Origin of the sequence: Shinella oryzae, from assembly GCF_023038235.1 — a bacterium.
GTDB lineage: Bacteria > Pseudomonadota > Alphaproteobacteria > Rhizobiales > Rhizobiaceae > Shinella > Shinella sumterensis.
In genome coordinates this window covers 572,187-591,376 of the sequence record NZ_CP081987.1, presented here as the reverse complement: position 1 = coordinate 591,376, position 19,190 = coordinate 572,187, and the positions used below count along the sequence as shown (strand labels likewise).

At 63.9% G+C, this 19,190-nt stretch carries 23 protein-coding genes; 6 read left to right on the top strand and 17 right to left on the bottom strand.

Features of this window, described 5'->3' with window-relative positions:
- Positions 1 to 25: 25 nt before the first annotated feature.
- The 3 genes from K6301_RS02920 to K6301_RS02910 form a co-directional block, all read right to left on the bottom strand.
- Positions 26 to 1,087, bottom strand: a complete 1,062-nt coding sequence (locus K6301_RS02920; protein WP_247219184.1) for a zinc-binding metallopeptidase family protein — start codon at positions 1,085 to 1,087, stop codon at positions 26 to 28.
- 99 nt (positions 1,088 to 1,186) lie between these two features.
- Positions 1,187 to 1,378 (bottom strand): CsbD family protein, encoded by a 192-nt coding sequence (locus K6301_RS02915; protein ID WP_160870771.1) that lies wholly within the window; start codon positions 1,376 to 1,378, stop codon positions 1,187 to 1,189.
- Positions 1,379 to 1,476: 98 nt separating this feature from the next.
- Positions 1,477 to 2,082 (bottom strand): YqgE/AlgH family protein, encoded by a 606-nt coding sequence (locus K6301_RS02910; RefSeq protein ID WP_247219183.1) that lies wholly within the window; start codon positions 2,080 to 2,082, stop codon positions 1,477 to 1,479.
- A 148-nt stretch (positions 2,083 to 2,230) separates the two neighbouring features.
- Between K6301_RS02910 and K6301_RS02905 the strand changes: the two genes are divergently transcribed.
- Together K6301_RS02905 and K6301_RS02900 are read left to right on the top strand one after the other, a co-directional pair.
- Entirely contained in the window at positions 2,231 to 3,025 is a 795-nt protein-coding gene (locus K6301_RS02905) for a protein-disulfide reductase DsbD domain-containing protein (RefSeq protein ID WP_247219182.1), read from the top strand.
- A gap of 66 nt (positions 3,026 to 3,091) precedes the next feature.
- The gene (locus K6301_RS02900; RefSeq protein WP_247219181.1) at positions 3,092 to 3,577 is read left to right on the top strand and encodes a peroxiredoxin; all 486 of its coding nucleotides are present in this window, start codon (positions 3,092 to 3,094) and stop codon (positions 3,575 to 3,577) included.
- Positions 3,578 to 3,615: 38 nt separating this feature from the next.
- Here K6301_RS02900 and K6301_RS02895 read toward each other — a convergent pair whose 3' ends face one another.
- Entirely contained in the window at positions 3,616 to 4,497 is an 882-nt protein-coding gene (locus tag K6301_RS02895) for a LysR substrate-binding domain-containing protein (protein ID WP_247219180.1), read from the bottom strand.
- Between the two features lie 212 nt (positions 4,498 to 4,709).
- Between K6301_RS02895 and K6301_RS02890 the strand changes: the two genes are divergently transcribed.
- On the top strand, positions 4,710 to 6,041 hold the full coding sequence (locus K6301_RS02890) for an MFS transporter (protein WP_247219179.1): 1,332 nt from the start codon (positions 4,710 to 4,712) through the stop codon (positions 6,039 to 6,041).
- Positions 6,042 to 6,130: 89 nt separating this feature from the next.
- On the opposite strand, the gene rnhA is transcribed toward K6301_RS02890, so the two are convergent.
- The 12 genes from rnhA to coxB all read right to left on the bottom strand — a co-directional run bounded on the left by rnhA (position 6,131) and on the right by coxB (position 15,592).
- The gene (gene rnhA, locus K6301_RS02885) at positions 6,131 to 6,571 is read right to left on the bottom strand and encodes a ribonuclease HI (RefSeq protein WP_160870767.1); all 441 of its coding nucleotides are present in this window, start codon (positions 6,569 to 6,571) and stop codon (positions 6,131 to 6,133) included.
- Positions 6,568 to 7,533: a homoserine kinase gene (locus K6301_RS02880; RefSeq protein ID WP_247219178.1), complete on the bottom strand. Its 966-nt coding sequence runs from the start codon at positions 7,531 to 7,533 to the stop codon at positions 6,568 to 6,570. Before K6301_RS02880 ends, rnhA begins: the two co-directional genes overlap by 4 nt.
- A 60-nt stretch (positions 7,534 to 7,593) precedes the next feature.
- Positions 7,594 to 8,595, bottom strand: a complete 1,002-nt coding sequence (gene ispH, locus K6301_RS02875) for a 4-hydroxy-3-methylbut-2-enyl diphosphate reductase (RefSeq protein WP_134648873.1) — start codon at positions 8,593 to 8,595, stop codon at positions 7,594 to 7,596.
- Between the two features lie 9 nt (positions 8,596 to 8,604).
- Positions 8,605 to 8,970, bottom strand: coding sequence for a DUF1304 domain-containing protein (locus tag K6301_RS02870; protein ID WP_247219177.1), 366 nt, complete (start codon positions 8,968 to 8,970; stop codon positions 8,605 to 8,607).
- Between the two features lie 34 nt (positions 8,971 to 9,004).
- On the bottom strand, positions 9,005 to 9,697 hold the full coding sequence (locus K6301_RS02865; RefSeq protein WP_247220464.1) for an SURF1 family protein: 693 nt from the start codon (positions 9,695 to 9,697) through the stop codon (positions 9,005 to 9,007).
- 64 nt (positions 9,698 to 9,761) lie between these two features.
- On the bottom strand, positions 9,762 to 10,145 hold the full coding sequence (locus K6301_RS02860; RefSeq protein WP_247219176.1) for a DUF983 domain-containing protein: 384 nt from the start codon (positions 10,143 to 10,145) through the stop codon (positions 9,762 to 9,764).
- A 161-nt stretch (positions 10,146 to 10,306) separates the two neighbouring features.
- Positions 10,307 to 11,185 (bottom strand): cytochrome c oxidase subunit 3, encoded by an 879-nt coding sequence (locus K6301_RS02855; protein ID WP_134648877.1) that lies wholly within the window; start codon positions 11,183 to 11,185, stop codon positions 10,307 to 10,309.
- A 59-nt stretch (positions 11,186 to 11,244) separates the two neighbouring features.
- The gene (locus K6301_RS02850; RefSeq protein ID WP_247219175.1) at positions 11,245 to 11,850 is read right to left on the bottom strand and encodes a cytochrome c oxidase assembly protein; all 606 of its coding nucleotides are present in this window, start codon (positions 11,848 to 11,850) and stop codon (positions 11,245 to 11,247) included.
- Positions 11,851 to 11,852: 2 nt separating this feature from the next.
- Positions 11,853 to 11,993, bottom strand: a complete 141-nt coding sequence (locus tag K6301_RS02845; RefSeq protein WP_247219174.1) for a hypothetical protein — start codon at positions 11,991 to 11,993, stop codon at positions 11,853 to 11,855.
- Positions 11,993 to 12,937, bottom strand: coding sequence for a heme o synthase (locus K6301_RS02840; protein ID WP_247219173.1), 945 nt, complete (start codon positions 12,935 to 12,937; stop codon positions 11,993 to 11,995). The genes K6301_RS02845 and K6301_RS02840 overlap by 1 nt, the downstream gene beginning before the upstream one ends.
- Positions 12,938 to 13,020: 83 nt before the next feature.
- Complete coding sequence (gene ctaD / locus K6301_RS02835; RefSeq protein WP_134648880.1) at positions 13,021 to 14,688, bottom strand: cytochrome c oxidase subunit I; 1,668 nt, start codon at positions 14,686 to 14,688, stop codon at positions 13,021 to 13,023.
- Between the two features lie 19 nt (positions 14,689 to 14,707).
- The gene (gene coxB, locus K6301_RS02830) at positions 14,708 to 15,592 is read right to left on the bottom strand and encodes a cytochrome c oxidase subunit II (protein ID WP_247219172.1); all 885 of its coding nucleotides are present in this window, start codon (positions 15,590 to 15,592) and stop codon (positions 14,708 to 14,710) included.
- A 406-nt stretch (positions 15,593 to 15,998) separates the two neighbouring features.
- Between coxB and K6301_RS02825 the strand changes: the two genes are divergently transcribed.
- Complete coding sequence (locus K6301_RS02825) at positions 15,999 to 16,529, top strand: invasion associated locus B family protein (RefSeq protein ID WP_134648882.1); 531 nt, start codon at positions 15,999 to 16,001, stop codon at positions 16,527 to 16,529.
- A gap of 77 nt (positions 16,530 to 16,606) precedes the next feature.
- Complete coding sequence (gene tldD, locus K6301_RS02820) at positions 16,607 to 18,022, top strand: metalloprotease TldD (RefSeq protein WP_247219170.1); 1,416 nt, start codon at positions 16,607 to 16,609, stop codon at positions 18,020 to 18,022.
- Positions 18,023 to 18,049: 27 nt separating this feature from the next.
- On the opposite strand, the gene K6301_RS02815 is transcribed toward tldD, so the two are convergent.
- Positions 18,050 to 18,949 carry a LysR substrate-binding domain-containing protein gene (locus tag K6301_RS02815; protein ID WP_247219168.1) on the bottom strand — a complete coding sequence of 300 codons (900 nt, stop codon included), beginning with the start codon at positions 18,947 to 18,949 and terminating at the stop codon, positions 18,050 to 18,052.
- 102 nt (positions 18,950 to 19,051) lie between these two features.
- Here K6301_RS02815 and K6301_RS25000 point away from each other — a divergent pair, with 102 nt between their 5' ends.
- The gene (locus K6301_RS25000; protein ID WP_281505876.1) at positions 19,052 to 19,180 is read left to right on the top strand and encodes a hypothetical protein; all 129 of its coding nucleotides are present in this window, start codon (positions 19,052 to 19,054) and stop codon (positions 19,178 to 19,180) included.
- The last annotated feature ends 10 nt before the right edge of the window (positions 19,181 to 19,190 follow it).

Here is a 19,190-nt window from a genome sequence, read left to right as displayed (position 1 = left end):
TTAGGCAATAGGGAGAGAAACTTCTCTATTGCCTATTGCCTCTCACCAGCCTGTTGATGAAATCCAGCTTGTCGACAACCGGCGGGGGCAGCACGAAGGGGTAGCTGTCGGGCTGTCCCACCGAGCGCTGGATGGCATTCAGCGCGACGCTGAGCGGGATCCAGGATTCGACGAGGCGGCCGGCATTGGCGGCGCGGTAGGGGTCGAAGGTCACTTCGGCCTCCAGTTCCTCGTGCCCCTTCGGATCGGTGTTGAGGCCGAAGCTGCGGGCCGTCTCCAGCGTATCGACGATATGGAAGAAATGCGCCCAGCATTCCGCGAAATCCTCGGCGGGATGCGCGGCGGCATAGGTGCTGATGAAGCGCTGCTGCCAGTCCGCCGGCGGGCCTTGCGTATAATTGCGCTGGAGGGCGGCGGCATAGTCCTCGCGCTCGTCGCCGAACAGGCGGCGCGCTTCCGCCAGCAGGGCATCGTCGCGCACGAGCTGCGTCCAGTAGAAATGACCGATCTCGTGGCGGAAATGGCCGAGCAGGGAGCGGTAGGGTTCGCCCATCGAAACGCGCACGCTTTCGCGCACGGCATCGTCGGCTTCCGCCGCCCGCAGGCTGATCAGGCCGTCCTCATGGCCGGTCATCGCCGCATTCACGACGTTGCCGTTCGCATCCAGTTCGTCGGCCAAGAAATCGAAGACGAGGCCGCCGGCGGGGTCGTCTTCGCGCGTCGGGCGCGGCAGGTTCCAGCGTAGGATGGAATAGAACAGATGACGCTGTGCGGCGCCGATACGCCGCCAGCGTTCCAATCCCTGCGGATCGGTAGTGGGCACGATGCGGTTATGGCGGCAGGCTTCGCAGAAGGCATGCGGCCCATCCGCCGGCACGAGCCAGTTGCAGACGTCATGGGCGGCGTTGTCGCAGAAGCGGAAGGCACCGTCCCGCCCCGCTATGTTCCACACCCCCTCTCCGGCCGGGAGCAGCGCATGGAGCGTCACGTCCTCTGCCAGGAAGCCGAGCGCGGAGCCGCAGCGCACACAAAACCGGTTGTCGAAATAAATCGTCTGGCCGCAGGTGGCGCAGGTAAAGAGCTTCATGGCAATACCGGAAAATGGGTTCTACAGAATGCCCGCGCCGGGAAACCGGCACGGGCATACATTCATTCGATGGCGGAATGGCTCGGCCATCCCGTCGGATTACATGCGGTCGACCGCGCCCTTGACGGCGTCCTTGGCCTTGCCCACGGTCTTCTGGGCCTTGCCCTTGCCTTCCTGGGCGGCACCTTCGGCGCGCAGCTTCGGATTGTCCGTGGCCTTGCCGGCGGCCTGCTTGGCCTTGCCGGTCAGCTCGTTTGCCGTACCCTTGATCTTGTCGCTCGTGCTGCCCATTGCGATAATCCCTTTGTTAGACACGCCGTCAGCGGCGCGTTCTACAAACGGCGCTATTCGCAAGTAGTTCCCGCAGTCCTGCTAAAATTCCACGTCGCTCAGGCGTGGCCGGCCTCGGTGGACAGCATGGCGGGGGTGATGCCCATGAGAGCGAGCGCCCGCTCGTATTTGCTGTCGAGATTGGTGTCGAAGATCAGTTCTTCCTGCGCCGGGCAGGTGAGCCAGCCATTCGCGCCGATTTCGTTTTCGATCTGTCCCGCGCCCCAGCCGGCGTAGCCGAGCATCATCAGTCCGCGCTGTGGCCCTCGCCCGTGCGAGATGGCGCGCACGATATCGAGCGTGGCCGTGAGGCAAATATCGTCGCTGACGGGAATGCTCGATTCGGACATGTAGTCGTCGGAATGCAGCACGAAGCCGCGACCGCTCTCCACCGGCCCGCCGCAGCGGATGGGGAAATCGCGCGTGGTGCCGGGCATGCGGATCAGCTCGTCCTCGTCGGCGATTTCCAGATGCAGCAGCACGTCCGAGAAGCTGAGCTGCTGCGGCCGGTTGATGACGAAGCCCATCGCGCCATCATCGGAATGTGCGCAGATATAGACCACGGTGCGGGCGAAATTCGCGTCGGCCATACCCGGCATGGCGATCAGGAACTGACCGTCAAGGAAACCGCGCTCGCGTCTGTTTTTCAGAACCGACATAGCCATAGTGCACCCAGCCTACCAATTCGCCGCCAAATGAAAAGCCTTCTTTTGGGCCGGGCGCATAACCGCGCTCGCGCCGATCAAGCTATTATGATCGCCACGCGCGCGTTTGCCGCTGGAAAGCCGCCTTGGCCGGCGTTAAATGTGCGTCATGAAACGCCTGAATGTCGCAGCCTTCCTCCTGCTTTGCGCCGCATCCCCGGCGCTTTCCGCCAGCTCGCCCTGGTTCGAGACGCCGGGCGGCGACGTGCGCCTCGTAACGCTGCCGCGCGCGGCCGACGGCACAGTGCGCGCCATGCTCGACATTCGCCTGCATGACGGCTGGAAGACCTATTGGCGCGATCCGGGCGGCAGCGGCATCCCGCCTGCGGTTTCCATCAGCGGCGCCGAACTCAAATCCATCGGCTTCCCCGCCCCGCGCCGGCTGGGCGACAAGGAAACCCATTACGTGGGCTACGATGCGCCCGTGCGGCTGCCGCTGACGCTCCATGCGAAAACGGGCGATGGCGCGATCACCGCGACAGTGTTCCTCGGCGTCTGCAAGGAGATCTGCGTGCCCGTGCAGGCGCAGTTGACGGCCGATGCCAGCGGCGAGGCTTTAGCCAATCCGCTGGAGGAAGTCGCGATCGCCGATGCGGAGGCGAGCCTGCCGCATGGCGCGGGCGACGGCTTCAAACCGCTCTCCGGCCGCTTCGCCGCCGACAACAAGAGCATCTCCGTACGCTTCGAGGCGCCTGCCGACGGCGCGCTGCCGGATGTCTTCCTGTCGGGTTCGTCCTCCTTCGAATTCGGCGCCGCCGGCCCCGTGCGCCGCGAGGGCAATGTCTTCGTCGCGGAGGTGCCCGTGCTCAACAAGCCGAAGGTCTACGATCTCGCGAAAGACCCGATCCGGCTGACGGTGCGCGCCGGCAAGAGGACGATGGAAAGCCCGCTTGCCATCGAATGAGCCTCCCCTATAGTGCCGCGGCAGGCCCCTGCGGGCCGCTTCGATCACAGAGACAGGAGAGACGCCGTGACCATTGCCGTTGGAGACAAGCTGCCCGACCTCAAGCTCAAGGAGCGCACGCCGGACGGTCCCGCCGACGTCTCGACCGCCGAGCTTTTCGGTGGCAAGCGCATCGTGCTCTTCGCCGTTCCGGGCGCCTTTACCCCCACCTGCTCGCTGAACCACCTGCCGGGCTACCTGGAAAACCGCGATGCGATCCTCGCCAAGGGCGTCGATGACATCGTCGTCGTCGCCGTCAACGACCAGCATGTCATGGGCGCCTGGGCGACCTCGACGGGCGGCACCGGCAAGCTGCGCTTCATCGCCGATTGGGACGCTGCCTTCACCAAGGCGCTGGGCATGGATATCGACCTTTCCGCCGGCACGCTCGGCGTTCGCTCCAAGCGTTACTCGATGCTCGTCGAAGACGGCGTGGTGAAGACGCTGAACGTCGAGGAAAGCCCCGGCCAGGCAACGGTGTCAGCCGCCGCCGCCATGATCGAACAGCTTTGATCTGATCGGGCGGGCCATAGCCGACGCCGTGGCCCGCATCAGCCTTGCGGCAGAACCCGCATTTCGCGGATGAGCCATCGCTCGAGCGCCAGCGTATCGGGATGCCCGGCGAGATGCGGGGCGATCCACAGCACCAGCCGGCGTGGCCCCTGGCAGAAGCCGAGCGGCGCCACGAGCCTTTTCGAGGCGATGTGATCGGCAACGAGCATCTGCGGCACCATGGCCACGCCGAGGCCGAAGATCGCCGCCTGAATCAGCAGATAGAAATGCGCGAAGCTGGAGCGCGGCTCCAGCGCAAGCGCCTCGCAGCCCGCCGCCGCCTGCCACTCGGCGAAGGCCTGGGCGCGCGTGCGCGTTCCCAGGAGCGCGGCATCGACAAGATCCGCCGGGTCGGAAATCGGATATTGCGCGAGATAGGAGGGCGCGCAGACGGGCCCGATCTCCTCGGCACCGAGATCGCGGATCACCGCACCGGGCGGCGGTTCGATGACGCTGGCGCGGATGGCGATGCTGATCTTGTCGCGCATGAAATCGATGCGGTCGTAGTTCATGTTGAACTGGACCTCGACATGGGGATGGCGCGCGTGAAACCGCCCGATGCGTGGAATGATCCACTCCATCATGATGGAGGACGAGCAGGACAGCGTCAGTGGCCCGGGCCTGACCCGCTCGATGCTCGTCTCGATGAGGGCGAAGGCGCTCGCCAGGCCTTCCGCGAGGCGCGCGCCTTCCATCGTCGGCTCGCTGGTGCGTGCGCCGCGCGACAGAAGCAGCACGCCGAGCGTCTCTTCCAGTGAGCGAATATGACGGCTCACCGCGCCGTGCGTGACGCAAAGCTCCTCCGCGGCACGCGTCATGGAGCGATGGCGCGCCACGGCCTCGAAGACCTTCAGGGCGTTGAGTGACGGCAAAGGACGCAAGCCAAACGGCTCCTTATCTCGTTATACCTGTGATCTGAAATCACAGCTTAACGAGAATAAATCGATTGTGGCCATAAGTCATCCCCCGTAGGGATGAGGGTATTGCGGAGGGGGAGGAACAAACCTTCGCACGGAAAACCAGGGTGGGACGCGCAGTACCTGGATTTTTCCCCGTCCCCCTTGCATCCGACAACGCACACGGGAGGGGCCTCATGGCTACAGCATCTCAGGAAATTTCACAGACCGAAAAGTCTGCCATTTCGAAAGTGGCAAAGCGGCTGGTGCCGTTCATCGCCCTGATGTTCTTCATCAACTTCCTTGACCGCACCGCGATCTCGTTTGCCGGTCCGAACGGAATGACGACGGATCTCGCGCTGACGGCCGCCCAGTTCGGCTTTGCCGCGGGCATCTTCTTCTTCGGCTACATCATCCTTGAAGTGCCGAGCAATCTCGCGCTTCACAAATACGGCGCCCGCCGCTGGCTGGCGCGCATCATGGTGACATGGGGCATCGTCGCCCTGCTGTTCACCTGGGTGTCCAGCGCCACGGAACTCTACATTCTCCGCTTCCTGCTCGGCGTCGCCGAGGCCGGCTTCTTCCCGGGCGCCATTCTCTTCCTGTCGATGTGGGTTCCCTCGCGCCACCGCAACAAGATCCTCGCGCTCTTCTATCTCGCCCAGCCGCTGACGATCGTCGTCGGCGCGCCGCTGGCCGCCCTGCTCATCGACATGCACGGCGCCTTCGGCCTCGCAGGCTGGCGCATCATGTTCTTCGGCGTGGCGGTTCCGGCCATCATCGTCGGCATCGTCACGTGGTACTACCTGCCCGATACGCCGAACGACGCGAAATGGCTGACGAAGGACGAGAAGGACTGGCTGAACGGCGCACTGGCGCAGGAAGAAAAGGTCAAGCAGAACGCGCATGGCCGCATGACGGGCCTCGCCCTCACCGACGGCCGCGTCTGGCTGCTTTCCGTGATCTATTTCGGGCTCGTCTACGGCCTTTATGCGCTTGCCTTCTTCCTGCCGACCATCATCGCCGGCTTCGAAACCAAGTTCGCCACCAAATTCGACGTGTTCGACAAGGGCCTCGTAACGGCGATCCCCTATCTGCCGGCCGCCGTGGCGCTCTACTTCTGGAGCCGTGACGCGGCCAAGCGGGGCGTACGCGCCTGGCACATCGGCATCCCGGCACTCGTCGGCGCCGCCAGCATTCCGGCCGCCCTCTACATGAACTCGCCGGAAGCGACGATCCTCATGATCACCATCACGGCCTGCGCGATCTTCTCCGCCCTGCCGAATTTCTGGGCCATTCCGTCGCGCTTCCTCAGCGGGCCCGCCGCTGCCGCCGGCATCGCGCTCATCAACACGATCGGCAATGTCGCCGGCTTCGCCGCGCCCTACATCACCGGCCGCGTCAAGGATGCCACCGGCGTCTACGAACTGCCGATGTTCATCGTCGGCGCGTTTCTGCTGCTCTCGGCGATCCTCGCCTTCTCGATCACGAACCGCGTGCGCGAGCCGGTGCCGAGCCCGGCCGAATAGGCCGATCGATCAGCGGTAAAAAGAAGCCCGTCCGGGAAACCGGGCGGGCTTCTTTCTTTGCGATGCAAAAACACGCGAAAGCTGCGCGTTCAACCCTTCTTGAACGGCGCCATGCCCTTGCGGGCGAGTTCGTCGGCGCGTTCGTTTTCCGGGTGGCCGGCATGACCCTTCACCCAGTGCCACTCGACCTTGTGGCGCAGGCGTGCGGCATCCAGCGCCTGCCAGAGATCGCCGTTTTTCACCGGCTTCTTGTCGGCGGTCTTCCAGCCGTTCTTCTTCCAGCCGAAGATCCACTTCGAAATGCCGTCCATGACATATTTCGAGTCGGTATAGAGATCGACTTCGCAGGGTGTCTTCAGCGCGGTCAGCGCATTGGTGGCAGCCATCAGTTCCATGCGGTTGTTGGTGGTCTGCGGCTCGCCGCCGTTCAACTCCTTCTCGACCTCGCCATAGCGCAGCACCGCGCCCCAGCCGCCGGGGCCCGGATTGCCCGAACAGGCGCCGTCCGTGAAAATATCGACATGCTTCATCGGGAAAGACCGTATTCGACCGGGTTTTCGACCGCGCGGTGGAAGCGCAGCTTGCGCAGATATTCCAGCGGGTCCTTCTTCACCACAAGGGCGCCGGCCGGCGTCATCAACCAGTCGTAGAGCCGCGTCAGGAAGAAGCGCATCGCCGATCCGCGCGCGAGCAGCGGCAGCGCCGCGGCCTCGTCGTCGCAGAGCGGGCGCACGCTCTCGTAGCCGGTAAGCAGCGCCATGCCCTTGGTGAGATTGTAGGCGCCGTCCTTCTCGAAGCACCAGGCGTTCAGGCAGATCGCGACATCGTAGGCGAGATAATCGTTGCAGGCGAAATAGAAGTCGATCAGGCCGGAAAGATCGTCGCCGATGAAGAACACGTTGTCGGGAAACAGATCGGCGTGAATGACGCCTTCCGGAAGGTTGCCCGGCCAGTGCGCCTCCAGATAGTGCAGTTCCTGGCCGATTTCCTTCTGAAGCCCGGCTTCGACCTCATCGGCCCGCGCGGCGGATTTTTCCCACAGTGGCCGCCACCCTTCGACCGAAAGCGCGTTCTCGCGCCTGATCTGGAACCCGTCGCCAGCGAGATGCATCTTCGCCAGCGCTATGCCGACTTCCCGGCAATGGCGAGCGGACGGCTTGCGCAGCCACATGCCCTCCAGGAACGAGATCATCGCGGCCGGACGGCCGGACAATTCCCCGAGCAGCGCGCCGTCCTTGCGGGGCAGCGGCAGCGGGCAGGACAGCCCGCGCTCCGCAAGGTGGTGCATCAGGCCGAGGAAGAACGGCAGGTCATTACGATCCACGCGCTTTTCGTAAAGCGTCAGGATGAAAGGGCCCTTGGTGGTGTGCAGCAGGAAGTTGGAATTCTCCACGCCCTCCGCGATGCCCTTGTAGGACAGGAGCGTGCCGGCATCATAGGCGGTCAGGAAGCTGGAGAGATCGTCTTCGGTGATATCGGTATAGACGGCCACGGCGGGTCTCAGGCTTGAAGGAAAGACGAAGGAGAAACCGGGACGTATACCATCCCAGCCTTATTCTCCATTGACGAAGGCCATGTCGGCGGTGGTGAGTTCGATGGCGCGCAGTTCGCGGTTGACGAGGAAGTGTTCGTTTTCCTCGACCGTATCGGCAAGTTCCACGACCGCATTGTAGCGCGCGCGAAACGCCTCGATGATCTCGTTGACGATGACCTCGGGCGCGGACGCGCCGGCCGACAGGCCGACCGTGCGGATATCGCCGATCGTCTCCCAGTCGATCTCGGAGGCGCGCTGGACGAGCACGGACTTCGTCGCCCCTGCCCTCAGCGCCACTTCGACGAGGCGCTTGGAGTTCGACGAGTTCGGCGCGCCGACGATGAGGAAGAGATCGCAGCCGGGCGCGGCCTGCTTTACCGCTTCCTGCCGGTTGGTGGTGGCGTAGCAGATCGAATCGGCGGCGGGTGCCGTGAGGTTAGGGAAACGCTCGTGCAGGCGCTTGATGACGCCGGCCGTGTCATCGACCGAGAGCGTGGTCTGGGTGACGAAGCCGAGATTATCAGGATCGGGCGGGGTGTAGCGGTCAGCGTCCTCTACCGTCTCGATCAGATCGACCGTGCCTTCCGGCAGCTGGCCCATCGTGCCGATGACCTCCGGGTGGCCGGCATGGCCAATCAGCACGACATGGCGGCCGAGGCGCTGGTGGCGCATGGCCTGCTTGTGGACCTTGGAGACGAGCGGACACGTGGCATCGAGATAGAAGAGGTTGCGCGCCTCGGCATCCGCCGGCACGGATTTCGGCACGCCATGGGCGGAAAACACCACGGGCTGCTGGCGGTGTTCCGCCGGGATTTCGTCGAGTTCCTCCACGAAGATCGCGCCCTTGGCTTCCAGGCCTTCCACGACATAGCGGTTGTGCACGATCTCGTGGCGCACATAGACGGGCGCGCCATAGGCCTTCAGCGCCAGCACGACGATCTGGATGGCGCGGTCCACACCCGCGCAGAAGCCGCGTGGGCCGCAAAGCCTGATGGTCAAGTCCGGTCGGTTCTCGGTCATGCGTATCGGTTATCCGGCAATGAGGACGGCAACAAGGGCGATGGCCGCAGGAAGCGCCTGGATGACGAAAATTTTCCGTGAGGCCGTTGCGCCCCCATATAGGCCGGCCAACACCACACAGCCAAGGAAAAACAGCTTGAGCTGGAATGCGGCATCGGGATCGGGGTGAAGCAACGACCAGACAAGGCCGGCGGCGAGGAAGCCGTTGTAGAGGCCCTGATTGGCCGCGAGCGTCTTCGTCGCTTCGGCCTGCGCCGGCGTCATGCCGAAGGCCTTCAGGCCCCGCGGCGTCGTCCAGAGAAACATTTCGAGCACGAGGATATAGATGTGCTCGAGGGCGACGAGCGCCACGAGGAGGCTTGCGAGGATCTGCATGCGCTTGTCCTTTCGTTCCCGCGCCCGGCCTGGGTCAGGCCTCCGGGCGATCACCTTTTCGCCGGAAGCGCGCATAGAGCATCACACCCACCAGCGCGGCGGCAAGTCCATACCATGTCAGGGCATATTGCAGGTGATTGTTCGGCAGGTCGAACTGCGTGACGGCGCCGATCGGCAGGCCTTTCGGATTGGGTGCATCGCCGGCATCGATGAAGAACGGGACCAGCCTGTCGGCCGCGATGCCGGTGCTGGCGGCCATCGCGTCGAGATCCTTCCAGTAGAAGATGTTTTTGGCGAGGTCGTTTTCCGGCACGATGGCCGACGGCTTTTCGGCAAGGCGGGCGCGGGCAAGGCCCGTCACCGTCTGCTCGCCGGTCAGTTGCCCCTGCTTGCGCATTTCCGGTTCCTTCGCCTCGTAGGGCACGAAACCGCGGTTGACGAAGAGGAACCGGCCATCGGCCAGCTGGAGCGGTGTATAGACGTAATAGCCGGTCTGGCCACGCCAGGTCGCAAAGAAATGCCGCTCGCGATTGTTGGCGAAAACGCCCGTGACGGTGACGGGGCGGTATTCGATATCCTCGCCGCGCGCGGCCATCGCCTCGATCTCGCCGAGCGTCACAGGCGGCGCGACGCGGCGTTCCGCGATATCGGCGAGCAGCCTCTCCTTCCACTGGAGGCGCTCGACCTGCCAGGTCCCAAGGGACAGGAGGATGGCAAGCGCCGCCATGAAAGCGATGCCCGTCAGGATCGCCCTGCCCTTGCCGGACCGCGGCGCGGGATGCGCGGGCACTTCAGCCACGGTCGATTTCACCCGGGCGGGCATGGTTGCGGTACTGCAGCGCGATGAGCAGTCCCTTGAGGATACGGGTCACCGCAAGGCCGAGCACGATCACGAGCGGGATCCACAGCGAGAAATGCACCCAGAGCGGCGGATTGATGTTCACCTCCGTCCACAGTGCCGCGCCCACCACGATGAAGCCGACGATCAGAATGACGAAGACGACCGGCCCATCGCCCGAATCGGCGAAGGAATAATCGAGGCCGCAATTGGCGCAAGCCGGCTTCACCTTGAGCAGCCCGTCGAAGAGCTTGCCCTGGCCGCAGCGCGGGCAGCAGCCCAGCGCACCCGCCTTGAAGGGGTCCACAGGTGGGTAGAGTGCCTTGTCTTCGTCCATGATCGCTTCCGTCTCTCGCCGCCGTGCGGAAACCGCCGGCCGGTCACAACGGTTCTATATCGCCGCCACCGCCTCCGTCCAATCGAAAGTCCGCGACAAAGGGCGCAACGCAAAACGGCCGCATCGCTGCGGCCGTTTCGAAGGTCTGTTCGTCGTCGCGCTTACATATGCGCGATCGGTGCGCCCCAGCCGCCCCAGATGTAGATGGAGAAGAAGAGGAACAGCCAGACGACGTCCACGAAGTGCCAGTACCAGGCGGCGGCCTCGAAGCCGAAATGCTGCTTCGGGGTGAAGTCGCCGCGCATGGCGCGGATGAGGCAGACGATCAGGAAGATCGTGCCGACCAGGACGTGGAAACCGTGGAAGCCGGTCGCCATGAAGAAGGTCGCGCCGTAGATGGAATCCTTGAAGGCGAACGGCGCATGGGCGTATTCGTAAGCCTGCACGAAGGAGAACAGCACGCCAAGCGCAACGGTAAGCGCCAGGCCGTTGATCAGGCCTTTACGGTCATTGTGCAGCAGGGCGTGGTGCGCCCAGGTCACGCAGGTGCCCGACAGCAGCAGGATGACGGTGTTGTAGAGCGGCAGGTGCCAGGGGTCGAGAACCTCGATGCCCTTCGGCGGCCAGACGCCACCGGTATATTCCGCGCGGGCGGCCTGGATGGCTTCGCCGGGGAAGAGGCTGGCATCGAAGAAGGCCCAGAACCAGGCGACGAAGAACATCACTTCCGAAGCGATGAACATGATCATGCCGTAGCGCAGGTGCAGCGACACAACGCGGGTATGGTGCCCCTCATGCGCTTCCTTCACCGTGTCGGCCCACCAGGCATACATGGTATAGAGCGTGATCAGCAGGCCGATGTAGAAGACCCACGGCGTGGCGAAGTTCAGGCCGAACAGGTGGAATGCGCCGCCCGACAGGTAGCGCATGTAACCGATGCCGCCGAACGCCAGGACGAAGGCGCCGATGGATGCGAGCAGCGGCCACGGGCTGGGGTCGATGATGTGGTAGTCGTGTTTCTTCTGATGCGCATCGGCCATTTGACTTATCCCCGAATGTATCGCGTTCCGTTTCCGGCATAGCCGGAAACGCATGTCTTTCAAAGGTTATTTGCGTCGTCCGCCTTCACGTCCGCAGCCGCAGCCACCGGCTTCAACGCCTCTCGCGGAAAGAAGGTGTAGGACAGCGTGATCGTGTGGACGCCCTTGGTCTCCACCGGCTTGACGATCTCAGGATCGACGAAGAAGACGACGGGCATTTCCATTTCCTCACCGGGCTTCAGCGTTGTCTCAGTGAAGCAGAAGCACTGGACCTTGTTGAAATAGGCCCCGGTCGCCTCGGGCGTGACGTTGAACGTCGCCTGCCCGGTCGTCGGCCTGGAAGCATTGTTGCGGGCCTTGTAGAAGATTTGCACGGTCTCGCCGATCTTCAGCTCGACCTCGCGCTGGACCGGCGTGAAGGTCCAGGGCAGGCCGGGCGCGACGTTCGCGTCGAAACGCACCTTGATCGTCTGGTCGAGAACGACGTCGGAGGCCTGCTCGACGCGCTGCGTCGTGCCGCCGTAACCGGTGACCTTGCAGAACATCTCGTAGAGCGGCACCGCCGCATAGGCCATGGCGCCCATGCCGATGACGAAGGAACAGCACATGGCGACGACGGCGCCGTTGCCCATCCTGCTCTTTTCGGTCCTCTTCGGTTCGCTCATGGTCAGCCCGCCATTCCGCCGCCGAACTTGATCAGCGTGACGATGTAGAACAGGGCGACGAGGCCGAGAAGAACCGCGCCGAGCGCGAGGTTGCGGCCGCGGCGGGCCTTCTTCTGGCTATCGGTGAGCTTTACGGTTTCCATTACAGCACCCATCCAAACGACGCGATCAGGTGGTCGAGCATGAGGCCGGAGAACACGGCGAATAGGTAGACGATGGAGAAGGCGAAGAGCTTCTTGGCCGGCACCATCGCGCTGTCACCCTCCGGCATGCGCAACACGCCGATGGAATACCACACGAAGCCGAGGCCAAGCGCTGCGGCAAAGAGACCGTAGCCGAGGCTGGCGAAACCGAGGAAGGTCGGAACGACGGCGATCACGGCGGTGAGCACGGCGTAGATCAGGATCTGCACCTTCGTCGTCGCCTCGCCTGATACGTTGGGCAGCATCGGCACGCCGACGGCCTCGTAGTCGCGCATCTTGAACAGCGCGAGCGCCCAGAAATGCGCCGGCGTCCAGAGGAAGGTGATGAGGAAGAGCACGACGCTCTCGACCGACACGCCGCCGGTGACGCAGGCCCAGCCAATCATGGGCGGGAAGGCGCCGGCCGCACCGCCGATGACGATGTTCTGCGGCGTCGAGCGCTTGAGCCACATCGTGTAGATGACGGCATAGAAGAAGATGGTGAAGGCGAGCAGGCCGGCGGCAAGCCAGTTGACCACCAGGCCCAGGATACCGACCGAGAAGGCCGAGAGCGTCAGGCCGAAGGCGAGCGCTTCTTCGGGCCGGATACGGCCGGACGGAATGGGGCGCTGCGCGGTGCGGGTCATGACCGCATCGATATCGGCGTCGTACCACATGTTGAGGGCACCGGATGCACCGGCGCCCACGGCGATACAGAGGATCGCGATGGCGCCGATGACCGGATTGATCGAGCCGGGCGCAAGGACGAGGCCGGCAAAGGCCGTGAAGACGACGAGCGACATGACGCGCGGCTTCAGGAGCTCGAAGAAATCACGCGGCGACGCTTCGGAGAGGTAGACCTCTCCGCCGCCCGGAACCGTTTCGTGATGCTCGATGACCGCCATGATGTTTCCGTCGCTATCGGCCGATTCATTCGACCTTTTCTAGTGGCGGAGCCGCCGTTGCCGGCGGCCCCGATCTCAAGACCTTACTTGATGCGCGGGAGCTGTTCCCACTGGTGGAACGGCGGCGGCGAAGACAGCTGCCATTCCAGGGTGTTGGCACCCTCGCCCCACGGGTTGTCGCCGGCGACGCGCTTCTTGGCGAAGGCTTCGAAGACGCCGAAGAGGAAGATCAGCACGCCGACGCCTGCGATATACGAGCCGTAGGACGACACCGCGTTCCAGCCCGCAAAGGCATCCGGGTAGTCGATGTAGCGGCGCGGCATGCCGGCGAGGCCGAGGAAGTGCTGCGGGAAGAACACCAGGTTCACGCCGATGAACATGACCCAGAAGTGCAGCTTGCCGATGAACTCGGAGTACATGTAGCCGCTCATCTTCGGGAACCAGTAGTACCAGGCTGCGAAGATGGCGAAGACGGCGCCCAGCGACAGAACGTAGTGGAAGTGCGCAACCACGTAGTAGGTGTCGTGCAGGGCACGGTCGAGGCCGGCATTGGCGAGCTGGACGCCCGTGACGCCGCCGACGGTGAACAGGAAGATGAAGCCGATCGCCCAGACCATCGGGGTCGTGAAGCGGATCGAGCCGCCCCACATCGTCGCGATCCACGAGAAGATCTTGATGCCCGTCGGGATGGCGATGACCATCGTGGCGAACACGAAGTAGCGCTGCGTGTCGAGCGACATGCCGACCGTGTACATGTGGTGCGCCCACACGACGAAGCCGACGGCGCCGATGGCGACCATGGCATAGGCCATGCCGAGGTAGCCGAAGATCGGCTTGCGCGAGAAGGTGGACACGATGTGGCTGATGATGCCGAAACCGGGCAGGATCAGGATGTACACTTCCGGGTGGCCGAAGAACCAGAACAGGTGCTGGAAGAGGATCGGGTCACCGCCGTTTTCCGGCGCGAAGAAGGCCGTGCCGAAGTTGCGGTCGGTCAGCAGCATGGTGATGCCGCCTGCCAGAACCGGCAGCGAAAGCAGGAGCAGGAAAGCGGTGATCAGAACCGACCAGGCGAAGAGCGGCATCTTGTGCAGCGTCATGCCGGGAGCGCGCATGTTCAGGATCGTGGTGATGAAGTTGATCGCACCGAGGATCGAGGACGCGCCGGCAATGTGCAGGCCGAGGATCACCAGGTCCATCGCGGGACCGGGCTGGCCGGCCGTCGAGAACGGCGGATAGATCGTCCAGCCGCCGCCTGCGCCATAGGCACCCGCCGGGCCTTCGACGAACATCGAAAGCAGCACCAGCAGGAAGGCCGGGATGATGAGCCAGAAGGAGATGTTGTTCATGCGCGGGAACGCCATGTCCGGCGCGCCGATCATGATCGGAACCATCCAGTTGGCGAAGCCGCCGATCAGCGCGGGCATGACCATGAAGAAGATCATGATGAGCGCGTGCGCCGTCGTGAAGACGTTGAACATGTGCTTGCCGCCATCGATGGCAGCGTCGCCCTCGAAGCCGTAGACCATCTGCGCCAGACCGTGGAATATCTGGATGCCCGGCTCCTGAAGCTCCATGCGCATGAAGATCGACAGCGTGCCGCCGATGATGCCCGCACAGATCGCGAAGATGAGGTAGAGGGTGCCGATATCCTTGTGGTTGGTCGACAGGAACCAACGCTGGAAGAAAGTAAGCGGCTTGTGTTCGTGGTGATCGTGGTGATCGCCGTGGGCAGCGGATGTTCCGGCCATGGATCTGACTCCCTAGGTATTACTGCGCGGCGTTCTGGGCGACGTCTACGGACTTGGCCGCACCGTCGACAGACGCCATCAGGGCCTTGTTTGCCTCGCCGACATTCGTCGCGGCGGCAGCAAGCCAGGTATCGAACTTTTCCTGCGAGACGACGCGGATGGCGATCGGCATGAACGCGTGGTCCTTGCCGCAGAGCTCGGAACACTGGCCGTAGAACAGGCCTTCGCGCTCGGCCTTGAACCAGGTCTCGTTCATGCGGCCCGGCACGGCGTCGATCTTCACGCCGAAGGACGGCATGGCGAAAGCGTGGATCACGTCGCCGGCGGTGACGAGCAGACGGACATGCTTGCCGACGGGAACGACGACTTCGTTGTCGACGGCCAGGAGGCGCGGATAGACGGACTTGTCTTCCTTGCCGGCGGCCGCGCGGTCGTTGTCATGCAGAAGCAGGCTGTCGAAGGAGACCGGGTTGTCGCCGACCTGGTACTCGTAACCCCAATACCACTGGAAACCCGTGGCCTTGATGGTCAGTTCCGGCTCTTCCGTGGGAGCGAGCTGCTTGGTCAAGAGCTGGAAGGAGGGAACGGCGAGGAACAGGAGAATGACGACCGGGCCGAGCGTCCACAGCACCTCGATGGCCGTGTTGTGGCTGGTCTTGGACGGCACCGGGTTCTTGCTTTCGCGGAACTTGACGACGACGACGATGAGCAGGAGGAGAACGAACAGGGTGATCGGAACGATGAACCACAATGTGTACTGCTCGAACCAGCGAATTTCCTCCATGATCGGAGTCGCGGCGGGCTGAAGGCCCTTCTGCCAGTCGAACGGCTGATCAGCGAAGGCGGTCGAAGCAAAGAGCAGACAGCCGAGAGCGGCCAGACCTGCAAAAGCTTTGTTTTTCACAACGTATCTCCCCAAGGCGTTTGATCGGGATCAAACAGACGCGCAGAATCCCTGCTATACTGAGTGCTTAAAATCATAGTTTCATGTCCGCCGCAACCGCCATGGGGATGCCCCCGTGCGGCATTTTTGCGCAAACGCAAAGACATGGGGCCACTCCCCACAGTTTCTTCACATTTGTCTATAGCATGAAAGGTTTGGCAGCGGCGAGCCTGCTTCGGCCGGTCCGACCGTACGAAGCTTGGGGCAGCAGACACTCCCTATTAAATAAAGAGTGGCGTATGGCACGAAACTGCGCGATCGCGTCCAATTTCCGCCTTCAATCAATCGGAAAGCAGCGGCCGGGGCTTTTCATTTCGCCGCCGGCTATTCAAAGATAGCCCGACTGATTCGAGATTCCGAGGTTTTCATGGGTTTCACTCCCCTCTCCCGGCTGTCACGGGCGGCGTTCGGCCTTGCCGTCTTCGCGCTCGGCGCCACGGCACTCCCTTCCCTCTCCGCAGCGCAGCAGCCCGGAACGGTGAAATCCAACCATGGCGCCTGGTCGATCGTCTGCGACCAGCCGGCCGGCGCATCCGGCGAGCAGTGCGCTCTCATGCAGAACGTGCTGGCAGAGGACCGGCCGGAGCTCGGCCTTTCCGTCGTCGTGCTCAAGACGGCCGACCGCAAGGCGAAGATCCTGCGCGTCCTCGCCCCGCTCGGTGTGCTGCTGCCCAACGGCCTCGGCCTCAATGTCGACGGCAAGGATATCGGCCGCGCCTATTTCGTGCGCTGCTTCGCCGATGGCTGCTATGCCGAGGTGGTGCTGGAAGACGAACTGCTGAAAACCTTTCGTTCCGGTGCGACGGCGACCTTCATCGTCTTCCAGTCTCCCGAAGAAGGCATCGGCATCCCGGTCGACCTCAAGGGCTTCGGCGAAGGCTACGACGCGCTGCCGTAAGCCTTCCGCCGCGGGCTTGCCGCCCGCCGCCGGGGAACTTACATGAGCCCCGTCCACCATTGCTTGCGGAGCCCGCCATGAATACCGACCTTCTCTCCCTCTTCGATGCCGACGAGGCGACCGTGCAGGCCGTTCTGCGGGAAACGCTCAAGGGCGCCGATGACGGCGAGCTGTTCATCGAGCATGCCCAGGCCGAATCCTTGTCCTTCGACAATGGCCGTTTGAAGGGCGGCAGCTTCAACACCGACCAGGGTTTCGGATTGCGCGCCGTGGCCGGCGAAGCCGTCGGCTATGCCCATTCCGGCGAGATGAGCCTGTCGGCGCTGAAACGCGCGGCCGATGCCGCCGGTGCCGTCGCGCGCGGCTATTCCGGCGATTACGCCGCCGCACCGCAGGGCACCAACCGGCAGCTCTACAGCCCCGACAATCCTATCGGCGCGCCGACCTTCGAGGAGAAGGTGGCGCTCCTGACCGAGATCGACGCCTATCTGCGCGCCAAGGACCCGAAGGTGCGGCAGGTCACGGCCTCGGTTGCGGCAAGCTGGCAGGTCGTCAACATCCTGCGCGCGGACGGCCATCGCGTCAGCGATGTGCGCCCGATGACGCGCATCAACATTTCCGTCGTGGTGGGTGACGGCGACCGGCAGGAGACCGGCAGCTTCGGCACCGGCGGTCGCACCACCTTCGATGCCTTCCTGACCGAGGAAAGCTGGCATGCCGGCGCCGACGAGGCGCTGCGCCAGGCGCTCGTCAATCTGGAGGCCGTCGAGGCCCCGGCCGGCACGATGGATGTCGTGCTCGCCAACGGCTGGCCGGGCGTGATGCTGCATGAGGCCGTCGGCCACGGGCTGGAGGGCGATTTCAACCGCAAGAAGACCTCCGCCTTCGCCGGTCTGATGGGCGAGCAGGTCGCCGCCAAAGGCGTCACGGTCGTCGATGACGGCACCATCGACAACCGCCGCGGCTCGATCACCGTCGACGACGAGGGCACGCCCTCGGCCTACAACGTGCTGATCGAGGACGGCAAGCTCGTGGGCTACATGCAGGATCGGCAGAATGCCCGGCTGATGGGCATGAAGGCGACCGGCAACGGCCGCCGCCAGGGTTATGCCTACCGCCCGATGCCGCGCATGACCAACACCTACATGCTGTCCGGAGACAAGACGCCCGACGAGATCATCGCTTCCGTCAAGAACGGCATCTACGCCGTTTCCTTCGGCGGCGGACAGGTGGACATCACCTCGGGCAAGTTCGTCTTCGGCTGCACCGAGGCCTACCTCATCGAGAACGGCAAGGTGACGGCGCCGGTCAAGGGCGCCATGCTGATCGGCAACGGACCCGACGCCATGCGCCGCGTTTCGATGATCGGCAACGACACCAAGCTCGACACCGGTATCGGCAATTGCGGCAAGGCCGGCCAGTGGGTGCCGGTCGGCGTCGGCCAGCCGCATCTGCGCATGGACCAGATCACGGTGGGCGGGACGAAGGCCTGATTTTTTCAGGCCTGGTCGGCAGCGCCATCACGTTTCGCCCGACGCAGCAATCCTCTGCAACAACCACTGCCGGAAGGCGCGGGCTTCCGGTGAGAGGCGCTTGAAGCTGCGCGCAACAAGCCAGTAGGTGCCGTGGCGGATCGACAGGTCGAAGGGCTGCACGATCCGGCCGGCGGCGATGTCTTCGGCGGCCAGGAAGCGATCGACCAGCGCGACGCCGTGGCCGCGCAGCACGGCCTGAAGCACCAGGTTTCCTTCCGCGAAGATCTGCGCGCGGCCAAGCGGCGCGCCCTCCACGCCGGCGGCAGCGAACCAGCGCTCCCAGACGCTGCGGTTCTCCTCGTGCAACAGGGTATGCGCCAGAAGATCGGCGGGTTTCCGCAACGGCGGGCCGGATGCGAGAAGCGCCGGCGCGATCACCGGCACCAGATCGACCTCGACCACAGGATCGGCTTCCGTACGCGGCCAGGCCTTCGCATCCATGCCATGGCGGATGGCGATTTCCGCCTCGTGGGTGCGAAATTCGATGAGGCGCATGTCGGAATCGACGGCGACGTCGATCTCGGGGTGCCCCGCGCGGAAATCCTCCAGATGCGAGACCAGCCAGCAGGCCGCAAAGGATGGCTCGGCGCTGATTTCCAGGAGCCCTCCACAGCGTCGGCCGCGGATTTCCGAAAGGCTCGCGTCCATGGCATCGAAGGAGCGGGAGAGCACGTCGAGCAGGCTGCGGCCCGCCGCCGTCAGGCGCACGCTGCGGTGGCGGCGCTCGAAAAGCGGCTTGCCCAGTTCCGCCTCCAGTTCCTTGACCTGCCGGCTGACGGCGGCCTGCGAGACGGCAAGCTCATCGGCCGCAAGCGTGAAGCTTCCGAGCCGCCCCGCCGCCTCGAAACTCCGCAATGCCGTCAGGGGCAGCCGTCCGCGCTTCATTGCATAACCTCAAGTCATTCGAAATCGACGATAAACTCGTTTGAGGCTGACAGGCAAGCGGGCGGACAATCCATGCACATTCAACGCATGGAGCATAAAGACATGTTCGACACCCTTCTCGACATCGCCATGGAGGTGGTTCGCCTTCTCACCTTCCAGCCGGGTCGCGCCCCGCCGGTGCGTCGCAGGAAAGCCCCTGTTAACCACTCGGATACCGGCCCGGTGCGATAACGACCGCTCG